Source organism: Anaerolineaceae bacterium oral taxon 439 (genome assembly GCA_001717545.1).
Classification (GTDB): Bacteria; Chloroflexota; Anaerolineae; order Anaerolineales; family Anaerolineaceae; genus Flexilinea.
In genome coordinates this window covers 2,232,079-2,250,834 of the sequence record CP017039.1, presented here as the reverse complement: position 1 = coordinate 2,250,834, position 18,756 = coordinate 2,232,079, and the positions used below count along the sequence as shown (strand labels likewise).

The 18,756-nt window shown below is 55.3% G+C and carries 16 protein-coding genes; 9 read left to right on the top strand and 7 right to left on the bottom strand.

From position 1 onward, the window contains the following. Together BEQ56_09990 and BEQ56_09985 are read left to right on the top strand one after the other, a co-directional pair. Positions 1–1,083, top strand: a complete 1,083-nt coding sequence (locus BEQ56_09990; protein AOH43775.1) for a hypothetical protein — start codon at positions 1–3, stop codon at positions 1,081–1,083. Positions 1,084–1,090: 7 nt separating this feature from the next. Further along, positions 1,091–1,696 (top strand): hypothetical protein, encoded by a 606-nt coding sequence (locus BEQ56_09985; GenBank protein ID AOH43774.1) that lies wholly within the window; start codon positions 1,091–1,093, stop codon positions 1,694–1,696. Positions 1,697–1,764: 68 nt separating this feature from the next. On the opposite strand, the gene BEQ56_09980 is transcribed toward BEQ56_09985, so the two are convergent. Then, on the bottom strand, positions 1,765–2,790 hold the full coding sequence (locus tag BEQ56_09980) for a hypothetical protein (protein AOH43773.1): 1,026 nt from the start codon (positions 2,788–2,790) through the stop codon (positions 1,765–1,767). A 12-nt stretch (positions 2,791–2,802) separates the two neighbouring features. Beyond that, positions 2,803–3,873, bottom strand: coding sequence for an aspartate-semialdehyde dehydrogenase (locus BEQ56_09975; GenBank protein AOH43772.1), 1,071 nt, complete (start codon positions 3,871–3,873; stop codon positions 2,803–2,805). Between the two features lie 383 nt (positions 3,874–4,256). Between BEQ56_09975 and BEQ56_09970 the strand changes: the two genes are divergently transcribed. The 6 genes from BEQ56_09970 (at position 4,257) to BEQ56_09945 (ending at position 9,521) form a co-directional block, all read left to right on the top strand. Then, on the top strand, positions 4,257–5,432 hold the full coding sequence (locus tag BEQ56_09970) for an amino acid ABC transporter substrate-binding protein (protein ID AOH44501.1): 1,176 nt from the start codon (positions 4,257–4,259) through the stop codon (positions 5,430–5,432). 220 nt (positions 5,433–5,652) lie between these two features. Continuing rightward, positions 5,653–6,534: an ABC transporter permease gene (locus tag BEQ56_09965; protein ID AOH43771.1), complete on the top strand. Its 882-nt coding sequence runs from the start codon at positions 5,653–5,655 to the stop codon at positions 6,532–6,534. Continuing rightward, positions 6,531–7,634 carry an ABC transporter permease gene (locus BEQ56_09960; protein ID AOH43770.1) on the top strand — a complete coding sequence of 368 codons (1,104 nt, stop codon included), beginning with the start codon at positions 6,531–6,533 and terminating at the stop codon, positions 7,632–7,634. Before BEQ56_09965 ends, BEQ56_09960 begins: the two co-directional genes overlap by 4 nt. Next, positions 7,624–8,472, top strand: a complete 849-nt coding sequence (locus tag BEQ56_09955) for an ABC transporter ATP-binding protein (protein AOH43769.1) — start codon at positions 7,624–7,626, stop codon at positions 8,470–8,472. Before BEQ56_09960 ends, BEQ56_09955 begins: the two co-directional genes overlap by 11 nt. Beyond that, the gene (locus tag BEQ56_09950) at positions 8,465–9,196 is read left to right on the top strand and encodes an ABC transporter ATP-binding protein (protein ID AOH44500.1); all 732 of its coding nucleotides are present in this window, start codon (positions 8,465–8,467) and stop codon (positions 9,194–9,196) included. Before BEQ56_09955 ends, BEQ56_09950 begins: the two co-directional genes overlap by 8 nt. Further along, on the top strand, positions 9,186–9,521 hold the full coding sequence (locus tag BEQ56_09945; protein ID AOH43768.1) for a hypothetical protein: 336 nt from the start codon (positions 9,186–9,188) through the stop codon (positions 9,519–9,521). The genes BEQ56_09950 and BEQ56_09945 overlap by 11 nt, the downstream gene beginning before the upstream one ends. A gap of 50 nt (positions 9,522–9,571) precedes the next feature. Here the strand turns inward: BEQ56_09945 and BEQ56_09940 are convergent, their stop codons facing one another. The 3 genes from BEQ56_09940 to BEQ56_09930 form a co-directional block, all read right to left on the bottom strand. Further along, positions 9,572–10,732, bottom strand: a complete 1,161-nt coding sequence (locus BEQ56_09940) for a beta-methylgalactoside transporter (protein AOH43767.1) — start codon at positions 10,730–10,732, stop codon at positions 9,572–9,574. A gap of 18 nt (positions 10,733–10,750) precedes the next feature. Then, positions 10,751–12,259 carry a galactose/methyl galactoside ABC transporter ATP-binding protein MglA gene (locus BEQ56_09935; GenBank protein ID AOH43766.1) on the bottom strand — a complete coding sequence of 503 codons (1,509 nt, stop codon included), beginning with the start codon at positions 12,257–12,259 and terminating at the stop codon, positions 10,751–10,753. 91 nt (positions 12,260–12,350) lie between these two features. Then, the gene (locus tag BEQ56_09930; GenBank protein AOH43765.1) at positions 12,351–13,358 is read right to left on the bottom strand and encodes a hypothetical protein; all 1,008 of its coding nucleotides are present in this window, start codon (positions 13,356–13,358) and stop codon (positions 12,351–12,353) included. Positions 13,359–13,696: 338 nt separating this feature from the next. Here BEQ56_09930 and BEQ56_09925 point away from each other — a divergent pair, with 338 nt between their 5' ends. Beyond that, complete coding sequence (locus tag BEQ56_09925) at positions 13,697–16,861, top strand: beta-galactosidase (protein AOH43764.1); 3,165 nt, start codon at positions 13,697–13,699, stop codon at positions 16,859–16,861. 395 nt (positions 16,862–17,256) lie between these two features. On the opposite strand, the gene BEQ56_09920 is transcribed toward BEQ56_09925, so the two are convergent. Both BEQ56_09920 and BEQ56_09915 read right to left on the bottom strand, forming a co-directional pair. Then, a complete protein-coding gene (locus tag BEQ56_09920; protein AOH43763.1) occupies positions 17,257–18,009 on the bottom strand; it encodes a hypothetical protein in 753 nt (250 codons plus the stop codon). Positions 18,010–18,027: 18 nt separating this feature from the next. Next, positions 18,028–18,747, bottom strand: coding sequence for a hypothetical protein (locus BEQ56_09915; protein ID AOH43762.1), 720 nt, complete (start codon positions 18,745–18,747; stop codon positions 18,028–18,030). Between the last annotated feature and the right edge of the window lie 9 nt (positions 18,748–18,756).

Sequence of the window (18,756 nt, the reverse complement as noted above, 5' to 3'; positions counted from 1 at the left end):
ATGACGAATAAAGAAAATAGATACGGATGGGCTTTGATAGGCGTTCTCTGCGCTTTAATACTGACGACGGCGGTCATGGCGCAGGGCGCGGCGGCCGGCAATCCGGCGTTGATGGAAAATATGGCGAAGATGCCGGCCGGGAAGTATTCGATCGGCGCGCCGGACGCTGATTATTACGCGAGAGAGGAATCGAAGCCGCTTCACCTGGTTGAATTAAGTGCATATTCGATTGATAAGTATGAGGTTACGATCCGCGCGTATAAAAAATGCGTCGAGGCAGGGGTATGCGCGGAGCCGACGTCGTTGAGTTCGCAGACGCGGAAGAATTATTATTCCGATGCGTATGGCGCCTATCCTGTCGTGAACGTGACCTGGGAGGATGCGAAGAATTATTGTGAATTCGTCGGCAAGCGGCTTCCGACCGAAGCGGAATGGGAACGCGCCGGAATGGGGATCGACGGATACCGGAAATTCCCGTGGGGCGATTTTCTTCCGCGCCCGTATCAGGCGAATACCAGCGGTGTTCCCGGCGATACGGAGATTGGGAGCGGGTATCCTTCGGGCGCGAGCAGTTCCGGCGTGGTTGACATGATGGGCAACGTTGCGGAATGGGTATCGGATTGGTATGATCCCGGGTATTATGCCGTCAGCGAGAAGAAGGATCCGGTTGGACCGGCGGATGGGACCGAGAAAGTCGTCCGCGGCGCGTCGTTCGCTTCGAACTATGCGCAGGAGCATCTTACCAACCGGGGACATCTTTCGCCGACGGAGAGCAGTCCGATGATCGGATTCCGCTGCGCGATGGACACTCAGGCGGCGACGCCGTATGACGGACTTTTCGTCCCGACCGAGTCCCCGGATCAGTCTTATGGCTTCGTTCAGTCCGGTCAGCGGGAAGGCATCTTCATTTTGAAAAATCCCGGCGTGGATCAGACGCTTGAATGCATCGCGGCGAATGGTTCGATCCTGACGGTTTACGAAGGACCGATTGAGCGGGATTACACGTTCTGGATCCGCGTTTCGACGAAGACCGGCTGTCAGGGATGGACGTTGGCGTCGAGCGTATTAAACCTGCAATGGTAAATAATTGATGCTGCTGCCGCTGCGGACGGTAAAAGAAAGGTTATCGGCGCTCGATACGCGGCTGGCGGCGTGGTTTCGCCGTTTCGCCTCGGCGCCGATGAGCTTCCGTTTCGCCGCGCTCCTGGCGCAGAGCGGCGATTCGTGGACGGTTTGCGGGCTGTTGCTGATCGGCTGGATCTTTTCCCGGGGCGCGGCGCAGCGCAATTTCGCTTATCTGGGGTTGTCGACCGCGATCACGGCGTTTCTCGTCCTGGGGCTGAAAGCGCTGATCGGGCGTTCCCGGCCGAAGGGGGACTGGGGCGCGGTCTACCGTCGTTTCGATCCCTACGCTTTCCCTTCGGGGCATGCGGTTCGCGGCGGTTTGATCGCGGCGCTGGCGAGCGGGTTCTTACCCGGGTGGGCGGCGGTTCTGGTCTGGATTTGGGCGCTGCTGATGACCCTGTCGCGGGTCGTCACGGGGGTGCATTATGTTTCTGACGTGTTGGCGGGCTTTGCGCTTGGGCTGGCCCTCGGTTTCGGGATGGCGTCGGTTTCAGCGTCCGTCTTCGCCGCCTGTCCGATCGTTTTCGATCGCGCCCGCTGGCTTCCGGCGCTGACCGGAGCGGGACTTTGAGTTTTCAGGATGGAAAAAGAGGACGGAGGGGTATCCGTCCTCGATGATGATTTTATCTGGCTCCCCGGTTATTTTTCCCGGAAGAGGCTGATCAGATCCTGGATCAGGCCGTCGGCGGTTTCCAGCCGGCCCGCCCCCGGACCGATCAACGTGACCTGTCCGAGGAAGTCGGTTTCAAATTGAATTGCGTTCATCGCGCCGTTGATTTGCGCCAGCGGATCGTTAAACGGAAGCAAGACCGGTTTAACCGAAAGTTCCGGACGGTCGTTCGTTGTTTGGATCGTTCCGATCAGCTTCCGAACGCATTTCTGGTCGGCGGCTTCGCGGATATCTTCGGTCGTCAGGTCGGAAATTCCGGTAACGGGGATCTCCGTTGGGACGATCCGTTCGCCGAAAAGAACTTCGGATAGGATCGCGATTTTCATCGCGGTATCCATGCCGCTGATATCGAGCGTCGGGTCGGCCTCTGCAAAACCGAGCTTCTGCGCCAGGGATAAGGCTTCTTCGAAGGAGCGTCCGCTCTTCATTTCGCTGAGAATATAGTTGCAGGTTCCGTTAAAGATACCGCGCACGGCGGTTATCCCGGCCGAATAGAGGAGCTCTTTCCCGACGCGGATCGCCGGCGTCCCGCTCATGACGGTTCCTTCGATCCCCAGCCCGACGCCGTTTTTCTGCGCAAGACCGTTCAGCGATCGATAGCTTAAGGCAATCGGTCCTTTGTTGCTGGTGATGACGGATTTCCCGGCGTTGAGCGCCTGCGTCATGTATGAGAGCGCCGGTTCGCCCGTTTCATAATTCGCGATCGATAGTTCGAGAATGACGTCCGATCGCGATTCGGCGATCATCTCGGGCGCATCCCAGCCGACGATTTCGTTCGTTTCGAAATCCGCGAAGCTGACCGGAACCTTTTGGAGGAGGCCGAGATCGAGGCCGTCGTCGTTCCGGAGCGATCCTTTGACTTTATCCGAAATCGCGGTAATCAGGGGATTAATCCCATACTCGCCGCGCAACAGTTCGCGTTTCTGCGCAATGACCTGAACGAAGCCCTGGCCGACGTTCCCGAAACCGATCATACCGATTCTTACATTTTTCATTCGTTTCTTCCTTTACATTCCAAATTTTGTCCGGGCTAACAGTTCGGCGTTGACGATCGACCCGCCAGCCGCCCCTTTGATTGTGTTATGAGATAAGGTTACCATGCGATAGTCGAAAATGGAACAGGGGCGCAGCCGTCCGGCATGCGACGCCATCCCGCCGTAGAGCCCGCGGTCGAGGCGCGGCTGCGGCCGGTTGGGTTCGCGATGATAGACGATCGCCTTCTCAGGCAGCGAGGGGAGTCCCTGAAGAAGCGGGCTGTATTCGAAGCTTTCGAGCGCCTCGATCAGCGCCGGTACCGACGCTTTTTCGCGCAGTTCGAACGAAATGCAGATTGTATGCGCGTCGACGACGGCGACCCGGTTGGTATGCGCCGAGACTTTAAAGGGATGCTGATGAATCTGCGCTCCGTCGAACGTGCCCATAATCTTCGCCGGTTCATATTCGAGTTTTTCTTCCTCGCCGCCGATATACGGAATGACGTTGCCGAGGATATCCATGGATGGGATGCCGGGATAGCCCGCGCCTGAAATCGCCTGCATCGAAAAAACGATCGCGCGTTCCAGTCCGAATTTTCGATCGATCGCTGTCAGCGGGACGACGAACCCGGTCGTCGTGCAGTTTGGATTCGTCAGGATCCCGCCGCTCCAGCCGTATTCTTTCTGCTGAACGTTGAGAATACCGATATGATCCGGGTTCGCTTCCGGAACGAGGATCGGAACGAGCGGATCCTTCCGGTACGCGGACGCATTGGAGCAGACGTACAGGCCGGCTTTCGCGGCGTCGGATTCGACCGTTTTCGCGACGTCGGCGGGAAGCGCGGAAAACGCGATTTTTGACCGCGTCAGCGCGGAAGCTTCCGTTGGGAGCAGGACCATCTTTCCGACCCTCTCGGGCATCGGTTCAGGCAGCAGCCAATGGCAGGCGTCTTCGTAGCGTTGGCCGACGGAACGGTCCGAAGCCGTAATTTCCGCGACTTCGAACCAGGGATGATTCGCTAACAGGCTGATAAAACGCTGACCGACGGAACCGGTTGCGGCCAGGACAGCGACAGGGATTTTGTGGATAGACTGAGACTGCATGTGTGATGTTTCCTTTCAACGATAGAGTATTCGGGATTCGAACCGCTCAAAGAAAAACTGCCCCGAGAGGCAGTTTCAACTTTTTCCGATCCAGGATTAAGTTTGCGAACGCCTCAGGAGGTTAAAACGCAAGTGCGGCGAGTCATGCCGTTCGCCGTTTTCGTAATGTTGATCGCTGAGGCTTCGCGTTGGTCCATGTGTTAACTTTACTGTAGGACGGCGGCGATTTCGCGCTCTGCCGCAGGATTTTATGACAAGGGTATGTGACCCTTGACAACTCACATTGAAATTTGAAACGCAGATCCTTTACAGTTTTCCTGTTGCAGGATGAAAAAAGGATGTGCTATAATGCAAAAGTAAATCTCGTGTACAACTTTATATTGATGGAGGTTCTGATGAAGAAGATTATTGCATTGTCGCTGTTGCTTGCTGTTTCTTTATTGGCTGCTGTCGGGTTTGCGTATGCGCAGGTAGACGGCGAAATTACAATCGGCGTTTTCGAACCGGTTACGGGCGAAAACGGCGGCGGCGGTTTCCAGGAGGTTCTCGGCGTCCGATACGCGAATCAGGTTTATCCGGAGATTACGGTCGGCGGTAAAACTTATAAAATCAACCTGTTTGAAGTTGATAATAAGAGCGATAAGACCGAGGCGGTAACCGCTGCGCAGAACCTGGTCAGTAAGAACGTTACCGCGGTCGTCGGTTCTTACGGTTCGGGCGTTTCGATCGCGGCGGGCGAGATTTTCGCTGATGCGATGATCCCGGCGATGGGCGCTTCCTGTACGAATCCGCAGGTTACGTTCGGAAACGATTTTTATTTCCGCGTCGCTTTCCTCGATCCGTTCCAAGGTACGGTCATGGCAAACTACGCGTTCCAGAACGGCGCGAAGAAAGCCGCGGTTATTACGCAGCTGGGCGACGACTATTCGTCCGGGCTGGGGAGCTTCTTCACGAACGCGTTCGTCGCGCTCGCCGGCGAAGACGGAATCGTCGCGCAGGAGCAGTTCCAGACGAATCAGACCGACTTCAAGGCCATCCTTGGCAATATTAAAGCCGCCGATCCGGACGTTATTTTCGCGCCGTCGTCGATCGTGACCGCGTCGTTGATTATTAAACAGGCGCGAGAATTGGGGATTACGGCGCAGATCATGGGCGGCGATACCTGGGAGAACGCGACGATTATCGATAACGCCGGGGCTGACGCGGAAGGCGTCGTCGTCTCGACGTTCTTCGACGACGCGGCTCCGGAAACCGAGGAGGCGAGGAAATTCGTCGAGGGATTCAAGCCGTTTCTTGTTGAAAACGGACAGCCCGAAATTATTCCGGCGGTTGCCGCGCTTAGCTACGACGCCTATCTGGCGCTGTACCGCGCGATGGAGCAGGCGGATTCGGTCGATCCGGTCGCGATTCGCGACGCGCTGACGGAACTTGAATTCGAGGCTGTAACCGGTAAAATCGCTTTCGACGAAAATGGCGATGCGATCAAGGATATGGCGTTTATTAAGGTTATCGAGGACGGAAAATTCAAGTTCCTGCAGACCGTTACTGTTGCGGAATAAGCTTTGTCTGAGTCTGGTTCTCCAGCTTCAGGCACGTACCAGATCAGACGGATTGTGCTTCTGAAGCGCCGGAAGGATTCAGGAAATTGTAAGGCGCCGAAGACGTAAAACCGGCGCCTTATTTGTCTTATCGTTCCGCGCCGTTCGAGAAGGATAACGGTCTTGGACGCTTCTGCGGCGGGCGGCGCGCCCGAGCTTAATTGAGCGGGAGTTATATTTTATGAGTTTAGAAACCGTACTTCAACATACTTTAGCGGGGATATCGTTGGGCGGCGCCTACGCGCTGATCGCGATCGGATACACGATGGTTTATGGGGTGCTGCGCCTGATTAATTTTGCGCATGGCGAGATTTTCATGATGGCCGGGTATTTCATGATTTTTTCGATCGCGGCGATGCCCTGGCAATTAGCGTTGCCGGTGGTATTAGTCGGGACGGCCGTTTTGGGCGTCGTTATTGAACGGTTTGCGTATAGTCCGCTGCGATCTGCGCCGCGGATGTCGATTATGATTTCGGCGATCGGCGTATCGTACCTGCTTCAAAATCTGGCGACTTACCTGTTTACTGCGCTGCCGCGTGGATATCCGGAGATTCCAATACTGAAGCGGGTTTTTCAGATCGGAACGCTGTCGTCGTCGCTCGTGACGTTTATTACGCCGGTAATCACGGTGATCCTGGTTTGGGCGTTGGTTCAGCTGATCAATCATACGAAGATCGGGATGGCAATGCGCGCTGTCGCGACCGATTTCGAGACCGCGAAACTGATGGGGGTGCAGCTGAACAGTGTGATCAGCGCGACGTTCGCGATCGGTTCCCTCCTGGCAGGGGTCGGCTCGATCCTGTACTTTACCGACCGGATGTCCGTGAATCCGTTCAGCGGTTCGCTTCCGGGGTTGAAATGCTTCGTGGCGGCGGTTCTGGGCGGAATCGGGAGTATTCCGGGCGCGATGATCGGGGGATTTATTTTAGGTCTGGGCGAAACGTTCATGGTCGCGGCGGGGTTCTCAACCTTCAGCGACGCGTTCACCTTTGTCATTCTGGTTTTGATGCTGCTTTTCAAGCCGACGGGTCTTTTCGGCGAAGCAATTACGGAGAAGGTATGATCCGACTGAACAACCTTTCAAAAATAATTCTCACGGTTCTTGTCATGGCGCTGCTGGCGGTCTGGTTTTACACGCTGGAGCAGGACCCACGCGGAAACGGTTATGTGATTACGATTCTCGAACGGTCGGCGATTTACGCGATTGTCGCCGTGGCGATGAACCTGATGAACGGGTTCACCGGTCTCTTTTCGTTAGGGCAGGCCGGGTTCATGGCGATTGGCGCTTATATCGTTGGCGTGCTGACGATTCCGGTTGCGGCCCGTCCGAATGTCTACTATATCAGTGGAATTGCCCCGTGGCTCGCGAACGTTGAAGTGCATTATCTGATCGCGCTGCTGATCGGCGGGCTGCTCGCCGCGGCGATTGCGGCGCTGATCGGGGTACTGATCTTAAAGCTGCGTTCGGATTATCTGGCGATTGCGACGCTGGGGTTCGCCGAGATTATCCGCGCGGTTATCGCCAGTCCGCAGATGGACACGATTACGAACGGGTCCTATGGATTGAAGAAAATCCTTCGCTTCGATACGATTTTTACGCCGTTTATTCTGGCGGGAATCTGTATTTTCCTGATGGTCCTGATTTTACGCAGCTCATACGGCAGAGCGTTCCTGGCGATTCGCGAGGACGAGATCGCCGCTGAAGCGATGGGGATCAATCTTTTCAGGCATAAAGAATTATCCTTCGTGATCAGTTCGTTTTTTACCGGCGTGGCGGGCGGATTGCTGGCGATGTTTATGGGGTCGATCGATTCCGGAACGTTCCGCGTGACGCTGACGTACGATATTCTGCTGATCGTCGTGCTGGGGGGGATGGGGTCGGTCAGCGGCTCGGTCCTGGCGTCGTTCCTGGTTACCGGCGGACGTGAATTCCTGCGCTTTTTTGACGAGCCGCTGGCGATCGCGGGCGTGAGCGTTCCGCTTTTCCGGCCGGGATTCCGGATGGTTATTTTTTCGGTTCTTTTGATGATCGTTGTTCTCTTTTACCGGAAGGGGATCATGGGCGACCGGGAGTTCAGTTGGGACGCAGCCGCGGGGCTCCTGAACCGCCTGCTTCCGAAACGGACTGAGGCGCGGGGGCAGGGAGGTTCGCATGACAAATAACGCCGCGCCAATTTTGCGTGTAGAAAATTGTACGATGCAATTCGGCGGGGTCGTCGCCGTCGATAACTTCTCGATGGAGGTTTTTCCGAACGAGATCGTGGCGCTGATCGGGCCGAACGGCGCGGGGAAGACGACCGCGTTCAACTTTATTACCGGCGTTTACGAGCCGACGAACGGCCGCGTTTTCTTCGACGGGGAGCTGATGGTCGCGAATCGTCCGCAGGGAAAAATGCGCAGGCTGTACCAGGGCGATCCCAACCAGATTTGCAGCGACGTCGTTCGGAAAACGCCGGATCAGATTACCAGATTGGGTATGGCTCGGACGTTCCAGAATATCCGCCTGTTTAAGCATCTGACTGTTTTTGATAACGTTCTGGCGGCAATGCATTTGCACCTGGCGAGTAACTTCTTTATGGCGGCGCTGCGGTTGAATTTTGCCGAGGAAAAGCGGATGCGCGAGGAGGCGGCCGCGCTGCTGGAGATGCAGGGGCTGTACCATGTTAAAGATAAAATTGCGTCGTCGCTTCCCTACGGTCAGCAGCGGCGAATCGAGATCGCGCGGGCGTTGGCGACGAAACCGCGCTTCCTGCTGCTGGACGAGCCGGCGGCGGGAATGAATCCGCAGGAAACGGACGAACTTTCGGCGTTTATTAAAAAGACGAAGGAAGATTTCAACCTGACCGTTTTCCTGATTGAACATCATATGACTCTTGTCATGGATATTTCCGACCGGATTTACGTTCTCGATTTCGGACGCAAGATCGCGGAAGGAATTCCGTCTGAAATTCAGGAAAATGAACATGTTATCGCGGCTTATCTGGGGGTGGAGGATGCTTAAAGTTGAAAATCTCGAAGTCGCGTATGGCGGGATCCAGGCGCTCCGCGGAATTTCGTTCGAGGTCCCCGAAGGCAGGATCGTAACGCTGATCGGGGCGAACGGCGCGGGAAAGAGTACGACGCTCCGTTCTTCGGTCGGACTGGTCCGGGTCAGGAGCGGAAAAATTATCTTTGACGGGAACGATATTACGAACCAGCCGACGCATAAAACGATCGCCGCCGGAATTGCGACGGTTCCCGAAGGACGGCGGATTTTCGCGAGTATGTCGGTCTTGGAGAACCTGAAAATCGGGGCGTACTTAAGGACCGACGCCGCGGAAATCAGGAGGGATCTGGATTGGGTCTACGATCTTTTTCCGCGATTGAAGGAGCGCAGCTGGCAATCGGCCGGGACGCTTTCCGGCGGAGAACAGCAGATGCTGGCTGTCGGGCGCGCGTTGATGAGCCGGCCGAAGATGGTCATGATGGACGAGCCGTCGTTAGGACTGGCGCCGAAGGTCGTTCAGGGGATTTTCGCGATTATTAAGCGGATTAACGAAATGGGCGTGACGATCCTTTTGGTTGAGCAGAACGCGAATATGGCGCTGCGCACGGCGGATTACGCGTACGTCCTGGAGACCGGGAAGATTACGATGCATGGCCCCGGGCGCGAGCTGGCGCAGAACGCGGAGATTCGCGAGGCGTATCTCGGTAAACAGCCGTCCAGACGCGGCGTTGTCCAATAAGCCGGGCGAAATCCTCCCGCTCCGCCTTGTCCTTCCGAATCGGGACCGAATCGCGGATGACAGCGGATTAACCGATAAAAAACCTTCCCGATTTTTGCAGGGGAAGGTTTTTGCGTTCTGGCCGGCGCGCGTTTCCGTTTCAGCGCGGCCGATTTCCGTTTCTCAGGTCAGGATGCCGACGAGGATCAGGATCAGGATCAACGCGGCAACGCCGATAATGATTTTATCCATCATGGCGACGGTTACCGGAAGTTTATCGTATAGCCGGCTGCGCAGCGGTCTTTTTCGATCTTCCGTTTCCGGCGTTCGCGGTTCTTTTTGCTGATCCATGCGGTTTGGCTCCCTTTCCTTTGTTGTCCCGAGTCTCTTTTCGGTTTATTTCTTCTTCAGGTATTTCCGAACGTCGATCGAGACGGCCAGAATGATAATCAGGCCCTTGATGATGTATTGGAGATAGGCGTTAACGCCGAGATAGTAGAGCGCGTAGTTGATGACCTGAAGAATAATAACGCCGATGACAACGCCGGGAATCGTCCCGACGCCTCCGGTAAAGGATACGCCGCCGATCACGCAGCCGGAAATCGCGTCCAGTTCATAGTTCAAACCGGTCTGGGTCGTGACCGAACCGACGCGCGCCGCTTCGAGGTACGAGGCGATTCCGTAAAGGACCCCGGAAATCAGGTAGACATATAGAATTGAGCGGGAGATATTGACGCCGGAAACTTCCGCCGCTTCCGTATTGCCGCCGATCGCGAACATGTTCTTTCCGATCGTGGTGCGGGTCCAGATGATATGCAGCACGAAGGCGGCGATCGCGAAGTAGATCACGAGATAGGGGATATAAAGCGTATTCCCGAGCTGGATTTTTCCGGTGACGATTCTGGAGTACTGACTGTCGAGCGAGGAGAGCGGCTGCGCGCCGCCTTTCTGACTGTCGATATAAATACAGGTCGTGCCGTAGGCGATCAGCTGGGTCCCCAGCGTGATAATAAACGCGTGCAGGTGAAGCTTGGCGACGCCGAAGCCGTTGATCAGGCCGAAGACGGTACCGATCATGATCGAGAAGATCAGCGGGAGCCAGACCGGGACGATCTGCCGCTGCGTCAGGTAGTATATCCCCAGCACGGTTACGGCGATGATCGGGAGGAGGAATCCGAGCGGCGATTTGAGAAGATACTGGATCAGGATCGCGGCGGCGATTCCGACTAAAAAGGCGATCAGGAAAGGAACCCAGAGCGTCTGGATCGATTCGAACTGCGGGTACATGCGCGAGCCATAGGTGACGGATTGCAGCATGGACGCGGAGATCGCGGCGCAGGTCCCGAGGATACGCCCCGCGGAGAGGTCGGTCCCGGCGAGAACGATCAGCCCGGCGACGCCCAGGGCGAGAATCCCGCGGGTGGACGCCTGTTCCAGGATTTTCAGGAAGTTCCGCGCGTTCAGGAATGATGGCTCAATGATAATAACGATGACGATGAGGACGCCCAGGATGATATACAAGGCGTAATTAAGTATAAAAGCTTTGGTTTTTTCCATGGAGAGCTCCCCTTTTGGTTAAATGTATTTTGCCGCGAGCGCGAGGATTTTTTCCTGCGTCGCTTCTTCCCGATCGAGAATCCCGGCGAGGATCCCATTCGACAGCACGGCGATCCGGTCGCAGATCCCGAGCAGCTCGGGCATCTCTGACGAAACCATGATAATTCCTTTCCCGTCGTTCGCGAGATTGAGGATTAGCTGGTAGATTTCGTACTTCGCGCCGACGTCGATTCCGCGCGTCGGTTCGTCGAGCAGCAGGATTTCCGGATTGGTCAGCAGCCAGCGGCCGATAATGACCTTCTGCTGATTGCCGCCGGAGAGGTCGCGGATATGGGTGTACTGCGACGGGGTCTTGACGTTCATTGCGTCGATGACCCATTGGGTGTCCTTCCCGATTGATTTATTCGAAAGGAGGAATCCTTTCGCGTAGTTTTTGATGTTCGCGATGATGGAGTTGAAGGAAACGCTGAGCCCGCCGAAAATACCGGTCGCGCGCCGTTCTTCGGTAATGAGCGCGAAGCCGTTGCGGATTGCCTGATTTGAGTCTTTATTCCAGACTTTTTTCCCGAGCCCGTTCGTATCGTAAAGGGTTATTTCGCCGGATTCGCGCGTCCGGATACCGAAAATCGTTTCGAGGAGTTCGGTCCGACGGGAGCCGACGAGACCGGCGATCCCGAGGACTTCGCCTTTGCGGAGGTCGAACGTAACGTCCGTGCAGGTCGGTTGGTATTTGCCGGTCAGGCTGACGACGTTGAGGATCGTTTCGCCGGGGGCGTTGGTTTTCTGCGGATAGCGGTTGGTCAATTCGCGTCCGACCATCAGCTGGATAATCTCGTCGGTGCTGAGCGATTTGGCGTCGCGGGTCGCGACCCACTGTCCGTCGCGCATGATCGTGACTTCGTCTGAGATCCGGAGGATTTCCTCCATTTTATGCGAAATATAGATAATTCCGATCCCCTGCGTGCGGAGTTTGGCAATAATTCGGAAGAGGTGGTCGACTTCCTGTTCCGTCAGGGACGAGGTCGGTTCGTCGAGAACGAGGATCCGGGCGTTATAGGATACGGCTTTGGCGATCTCGACCATCTGTCGCTGAGCGACGGATAGCTTTCCGATCGTCATCGCCGGATTCACACGGATATCGAGGTCTTCGAAGACGCGCTTCGTTTCGGAAAGCATTTTGTCATGATCCACGAGGCCGAACTTCAGCGGGAAGCGGCCTAACCAGATATTTTCCATGACGGATCGCTGCAGGACCTGATTGAGCTCCTGATGAACCATGGCGACGCCGTTGTCGAGCGCCTGCTTGGGGTTGGTGAAGCGGACCGACTTCCCGTCGATTCGAATTTCTCCGCTGTCTTCGATATAAACGCCGAAGAGGCACTTCATTAAGGTGGATTTACCGGCGCCGTTTTCCCCCATCAACGCATGGACGGTTCCGGGACGGACGTTGAGCTGCGCATGATTTAAGGCTTTGACCCCGGGAAAGGTTTTATCGATATCGGTCATTTCCAGGATATATTCAGACATCAATGGGGCTCCTTTCTCTGTTAAACATACACCGGAGCAGAGCACCCCGGTGTATGTTCTTGATGATGATTCGATCGAATAGCAGGAAAAATTATTTCCCCACGCTTTCGATATCGAACGGCACGTAGGGGATACGGACGGCGACGCCGCTGTCGTCGAATTTATAATCGGTCCCGTCGAGCGGATCTTTTCCGGCGGCGACGTTGAGGGTGATTTCAACGATCGCTTTCCCCATCGCGTCTCCGTCCTGCTTGACGGTCGCGGCCATCTTACCCTTGGTGATCAGTTCGATCGCCGCGTCGGTCGCGTCGACGCCGACGACCGGGATGACCGGGTCCCCTTCTTCGCCGGTGTTTTTGCCGTCAGCGACGAGGGCGTTGATAACGCCTTCGGCCATACCGTCGTTGTTGGCGATAATGAACTCAACGTTGGTTCCCTTGTTGATAATCGGTTCCATCGACGACTGCGCGCAGGCGGTATCCCAGTTGCAGACGATAATTTCGTTCGCAGGCTCCATCTTGAGCCCGAGCTCTTCCGCTGTCTTGACGGAATAGTCGGTCCGGGCGATTGCTTCCGGATTGTCCGGTTCCCCCTGGAACATCAGGTACTGAATTACGCCGTCTTTATTCAGGTCATAGGCTGATCCGTCGCCCCAGATCTTGGCGATCAGTTCGCCCTGCATGATGCCGGCGTCGGCCGCGTTGGTGCCGATAAAGATGGCTTTATCGTAGGACTTGAGAACGTCGGCGGCGGGTTCGCGGTTGAAGAAAACGACCGGGATCCCGGCGTCTTTCGCTTTATCAACGACGCCCTGCGCGGCGGCGGCGTCAACCATGTTGACGACGAGCGCGTCGACGCCCTTGGCGATAAATACGTCGACCTGGTCGTTCTGAGTCGCCTGATCGCCTTTACCGTCCTGCATCGTAATATCGAGGACGTCGGCGCCGTACTTCTCGATTGCGTTGCGGACGGTTGAGATGTACGTGTCGTCGTATTTGTAGATCAGGACACCGATCACGGGTTTGTCAGCGGCGAAAACGGCTCCGGAAAGCGACAGGACTATGATAAGTGCTATGAATGCTGATAAGAATTTCTTCACGTTTTTTCCTCCTGTTTTATGAGTGGGCTGATAAGATGTTCAGTTAACTCTGAACATCTTAATCCTACCGTTTTTCAGACGAGTTGTCAAAAAGCTTGAAACGCCTCTGAAATTGTTTCAGTACAAAACATCGCTATGTATAGGCGGAAAACGAGAAAAAAACGGCGTCTGTTACCCCTATTCTTGAAAAAATGACATTCATCACTTTTTCTTCGCGTATAAAGTTACGAACGTCATACCGCAGGAATCCTGAATTCTTTGAGACAGGCTGAAAAAGACGCATATTTTATGGAACTGGATAAAATCAGGTATATCGCAGCATGAAGGAGTCGGTACGCATGGCAGAAAAAGAGTTTGATTACGCAAAGGTAAAAGACGGTTCGCTTTATTCGGAAAATACGCTCCCGCCGCGTTCGGCGCACCGGTTCTACGCGTCCGAGGCGGAGTTCCGGAACCGGACGACGGGGCTCAGCGAGTCGCTGAACGGATATTGGAAATTTTCTTACGCGGAAAATTATGAATCGGCGGTCCGCGGTTTCGAATCGCCGGCGTACGACTGCCGGAAGTGGGACGAGATACGCGTTCCCGCCTCGATCCAGCTGGAAGGGTACGATCGTCCGATGTACACGAATATTCAGTATCCCTGGGACGGGCGCGAGGCGATTCTTCCGGGCGAGATTCCGACGATTTATAATCCGGTCGCGAGCTATGTAAAATATTTTGAGCTTCCGGCGCGGATGAGCGGCGGGCCGGTTTTTCTTTCGTTCGGCGGCGTCGAGAGCGCGTACGCGGTCTGGCTCAACGGAACGTACGTCGGATACAAGACGGATTCGTTTACCGGCGCGGCGTTCGACGTCAGCGATTCGGTTCGCGAGGGCGAAAATAAATTAGCGGTTCAGGTTTTTAAATGGTCGGCGGGAAGCTGGCTCGAGGATCAGGATTTCTTCCGGCTGAGCGGGATTTTCCGCGACGTGACGCTGTATACTGTCCCGAAGCTGCATGTCGACGATATCGAGATCCGGACTTCGTTAGCGGACGATTACCGTTCCGGCCTGGTTCGCGTCCGGCTGGAAATCCGCGGTGCGGCGGAGGTTTCAGGAACCGCGGAGGTCGTTTTCAGCCGCAAGAGGTTCCCGGTTCTTTCGGAGATCCGTCCGGCCGAAGCGGTGACCGAGTTCCGAATTCCGATCGAGAAGCCGCGGCTCTGGTCGGCGGAAAAACCGAACCTTTACGAGCTGACGGTCGTTCTTCGAGACGAAACGGGCGAGATTATCGAGATCGTCCCGGAGCGGGTCGGTTTTCGCCGTTTCGAACTCAGCGGCGGGATCATGAAGCTCAACGGCAAGCGGATCGTTTTTAACGGCGTCAACCGGCACGAGCTTTCGGCAACCAACGGACGGAGCGTTACCGAAGCGGAGATGATCGAGGATATCGTGCTGATGAAGCGGCTGAACGTCAACGCCGTCCGTACCTGCCATTATCCCAATCAGGCGCGGTTTTACGAGCTCTGCGACGAATACGGGTTGTATGTCATTGACGAAGCGAATATCGAGTCGCATGGCCTCTGGTTTGCGTACGCGACCGGGCAGATCCCGGAGGGAACGGTCCTGCCCGGCGATCGTCCCGAAGCGCTCGGCGTCGTTTTGAATCGGGCGAAGGCGATGTACGAGCGGGACAAGAATCGCCCGTCGATCCTGATCTGGTCGCTGGGGAACGAATCGTTCGGCGGGGTTAATTTTTACGAGATGTCGAAGTATTTTCATGAAGTCGATCCGGCCCGCCTGGTGCATTATGAAGGGGTGGCCTGGGACCCGCGTTATCCGGATACGACGGACATGATCAGCCGGATGTACGTTCCGGCGGCGGAGATCGAGGCTTATTTAAAGGAAAACCGCGGAAAGCCTTATCTATCCTGCGAGTATGCGCATGCGATGGGGAATTCGAGCGGCGCGCTGGGAAAGTATATTGAGCTGACGGAGCGGGAACCGCTTTATCAGGGCGGTTTTATCTGGGACTTCGCGGACCAGGCGCTCTGGAAAAAGGACCGCTATGGGAACGCGACGCTCGGCTGGGGCGGGGATTTCGACGATTTCCCGACCGATTTTAACTTCTGTGCGAACGGGCTGATCGCGGCTGACCGGAAGCTGACCCCGAAAACGCAGGAGGTCAAATTCCAGTATCAACCGTTTAAAATTCGCGTAGATAAAAAAGCTATCGTAATTGAGAATAAGAGCTTATTCAGCGACAGCGGAGATTTCGATTGCGTTCTGACGCTGGAAAAAGAGGGGCGGATCCTGCTGTCGAGTAAACTGAAAACCGCCGTTGGCCCGGGCGCGTCGGAGTCGTACCCGACCGGGCTTCCCGAGGGATTGGCGGCGGGCGAGTACGTGGTCACGGTTTCGCTCCGGCTGCGAAAGGCGACACGCTGGGCGGAGAAGGGATATGAAGTCGCGTTTGGCCAGGCGGCGTTCCGCGTCGGGGATCCGTCCGTTCCGTTTACGATTGACGCGGAAACGCTTCGCCGCTTTGCGCCGGTCCTGGCGCGGGCGGTCCCGGGTTTCCGAAAGGCGACGGTTCCGGCGGAAAAGCGGGCGTTCGAGGTCATCGACGGGACGATGAATATCGGTGTGCGCGGGCTGTCGTTTGATGCGTTGTTTTCGAAGAATCATGGCGGGCTGGTTTCGTACCGGTACGGCGGGAAGGAGCTGCTGAAGGGGATCGTCCGTCCGAATTTCTGGCGTGCGCCGACGGATAACGACCGGGGGAACCGGATGCCCGAGCGGTACGCGCAGTGGAAGATTGCGTCGCTTTACGTGTCACATCGCGACGCGGAAGATCCGGCGGGAGACCTTGAGCCGCGGCTGACGATCGAGGCCGACGCGGCGGTCATCCGGTATCTTTACCGCCTTCCGACGCGCCCGGCGGCCTGCGTCGAGGTCGAATACCGCGTTTTCGGGGAAGGGACGATCGAGACGACGCTGACCTACGAGCCGGTCCCGGAGCTGGGCGACATGCCCGAGTTCGGCATGATTTTCAAGCTGGACGCTGATTTGGACCGGGTCAGCTGGTACGGGAATGGCCCGGCCGAGACATACCGCGATCGAAAAGCGGGAGCGAAGCTCGGGCTGTATTCGAATCGGGTCGTGGAGAACCTCGCGGCATACACAATCCCGGGCGAGACGGGAAATAAAACGGACGTCCGGTACGCCGCGGTAATGCGCCCGAACGGGGAGGGGCTGATCTTTTCGAGCGAGACGTTTGACGGAATGGAGTTTTCGGCGCTCCCATATTCGCCGCACGAGCTGGAGAACGCGGGGCACGATTTCGAGTTGCCGCCGGTTCATTATACGTACGTGCGGGCGGCGCTGGGCCAGATGGGGATCGGCGGGGATGACAGCTGGGGCGCGCGCACGCATCCGGAGTACCTGCTGGACGCCGGCGCGTCGATGCGCTTCCGTTTCCGCTTCCGCGGGATCGAGCGGGCGTCCGCTCTTTGGACGTAAGGTAACTGTCAGGAGGCGATGGCGCTGCCTGAACCGGCTGGAAATCTGATGGAAGCCAGCTGGTTCAGGCAGCCCGTCAGCAACACGTTCTTTTCATCAGGCTGGACTTTCCGCAGCGGCGAATCCCGGTCATGACCTTAATCATCCCGGTATCCTGAAACGCGATCATGCGGTTCAGGTACAGGTCGCGGTTTTTTAATTTCGCGGTCAGCATCGCGCCGTCTCCTTTCTCTTCATACGCTACTATACCGCAAATGGACGGGGGAATCAAGTTTGTTAACTCAAATCTACAAACTCCGGAAAATCTGAATTTTGTGAAGCGTTGATTCCCTCTGATCACCGAGGCGGTCGGCGGCGGAGATATGGGGGCGGACGATACGCTTCTGGTTTTATTCTTATGTTTCCCACTTAAAAGCGTACCGGCTCAGCGTCCAGAAGACTGCGCCGAAAACGAGTAATAGAAGAAGCGCATTGATATTTTCGGATATCGTTCCGCCGTTCCAGACCGATTTCATCGCTGATACGGTATAGGTCAAGGGAAAGAACTTTGAAACCTGGCGCGCGGCCGGAGGCAGTATTTCGTAAGGAATCGTCGCTCCGGATAAAAAGAGCATGGGGAAAAAAATAAGATACGCGATTGAATTTGCAGCTTTCATGCCTGGGGCAAGGCCGCCGATGAAAAAGCCTATGGCGAATATACAGAATATGGATATCAAAAAAAGCAGCAGACACTGGACGATGTTGGCTGGTAATTTAACCTGATATACAAGTTTTCCGATGATGATCAGAAAAGCCATTCCGATCATGGTCATTACTGAATTTATTATGAGCTGCGCCAAAATGACGGATGATGGATCCGAAGGCGTGGCCCTGTATCTTTTAAAAACACCTTTTTCCCGGTATTCGCAGAGCGTCAGCGGAATATTCATCAAACCCGTTACGGATATCACGATGCCTGAATAAGCTGGAATGAACATATCGATAGCGCCAAAACCTCCGTACAGCGCGTTTGGTTTATTTCCGTAAATACTCCCGAAAATGATCAGCATCATTGCAGGAAAAATCAGGAGGAAAAAGGCGGTAATGAAATTCCGGCAGAACATCATAAATTCAAATCTGAGACACGCTTTTATTGCTTTATTCTTCATTCCTGATCCTCCTGCTTTTTATTCAGAGACAGATATTTTCAGAAACACTTCATCGAGATTTTTCGCCTGAAAGTTTTCGATAACTTCTTTGGGCGTCCCAATGTAAATCATTTTCCCGGCTTTCATCAAAGCGACCCGATCGCATAGGTTTTCGATTTCGTCCATGAAATGCGTAATCAGAACGATCGTTAATCCGTCTTTTTTGTATTCCCGGATCATGTCCCAGACTTCATGTCTCGCGAGCGGGTCTAATCCGGTCGTCAGCTCGTCCCAAAAAACGATTTTGGGCGAACCCAGTAAGGATAATAAAATCGACAGCTTCTGCTTTTCGCCGCCGGATAGTTTATTGATATAAGTCTTTCTTCGCCTGTCCAGCCTCATATCGGATAATAGCCTGTCGTACGGGGCCGGGTTATCGTAAAAGGAGGAAAACAGTTTGCAGATATCCTCAACTTTTGCCTGATCCGGATAAGACGTCTGCTGTAATTGAACGCCAATCTGGTTATAAAGTTTTATTCTGTCAGCTTTGGGGTTCATCTCCAATATGGAGATTTCGCCCGAAGAGGTGTCTCGAAGACCTTCGATCGCCTCGACGAGCGAGGTTTTTCCTGCGCCGTTGGGCCCGATCATGCCGAAGATTTCGTTCTCCCTTACCTCGAAGGATACGTCGTCGACGGCGACGATGTCCCGATATTTCACGGATAGATGGTTTACCTGAATGATGTTTTTATTTGGCATGCTTCTCCA

Excerpts from the sequence above, each read along its gene's own strand:
- BEQ56_09980 (AOH43773.1), bottom strand. The coding sequence starts at position 2,790 with ATGAAAAATGTAAGAATCGGTATGATCGGTTTCGGGAACGTCGGCCAG.
- BEQ56_09935 (AOH43766.1), bottom strand. The coding sequence starts at position 12,259 with ATGTCTGAATATATCCTGGAAATGACCGATATCGATAAAACCTTTCCC.
- BEQ56_09985 (AOH43774.1), top strand. The coding sequence starts at position 1,091 with ATGCTGCTGCCGCTGCGGACGGTAAAAGAAAGGTTATCGGCGCTCGAT.
- BEQ56_09950 (AOH44500.1), top strand. The coding sequence starts at position 8,465 with ATGCTTAAAGTTGAAAATCTCGAAGTCGCGTATGGCGGGATCCAGGCG.
- BEQ56_09960 (AOH43770.1), top strand. The coding sequence starts at position 6,531 with ATGATCCGACTGAACAACCTTTCAAAAATAATTCTCACGGTTCTTGTC.
- BEQ56_09940 (AOH43767.1), bottom strand. The coding sequence starts at position 10,732 with ATGGAAAAAACCAAAGCTTTTATACTTAATTACGCCTTGTATATCATC.
- BEQ56_09955 (AOH43769.1), top strand. The coding sequence starts at position 7,624 with ATGACAAATAACGCCGCGCCAATTTTGCGTGTAGAAAATTGTACGATG.
- BEQ56_09920 (AOH43763.1), bottom strand. The coding sequence starts at position 18,009 with ATGAAGAATAAAGCAATAAAAGCGTGTCTCAGATTTGAATTTATGATG.
- BEQ56_09965 (AOH43771.1), top strand. The coding sequence starts at position 5,653 with ATGAGTTTAGAAACCGTACTTCAACATACTTTAGCGGGGATATCGTTG.
- BEQ56_09925 (AOH43764.1), top strand. The coding sequence starts at position 13,697 with ATGGCAGAAAAAGAGTTTGATTACGCAAAGGTAAAAGACGGTTCGCTT.
- BEQ56_09990 (AOH43775.1), top strand. The coding sequence starts at position 1 with ATGACGAATAAAGAAAATAGATACGGATGGGCTTTGATAGGCGTTCTC.
- BEQ56_09915 (AOH43762.1), bottom strand. The coding sequence starts at position 18,747 with ATGCCAAATAAAAACATCATTCAGGTAAACCATCTATCCGTGAAATAT.
- BEQ56_09970 (AOH44501.1), top strand. The coding sequence starts at position 4,257 with ATGGAGGTTCTGATGAAGAAGATTATTGCATTGTCGCTGTTGCTTGCT.
- BEQ56_09975 (AOH43772.1), bottom strand. The coding sequence starts at position 3,873 with ATGCAGTCTCAGTCTATCCACAAAATCCCTGTCGCTGTCCTGGCCGCA.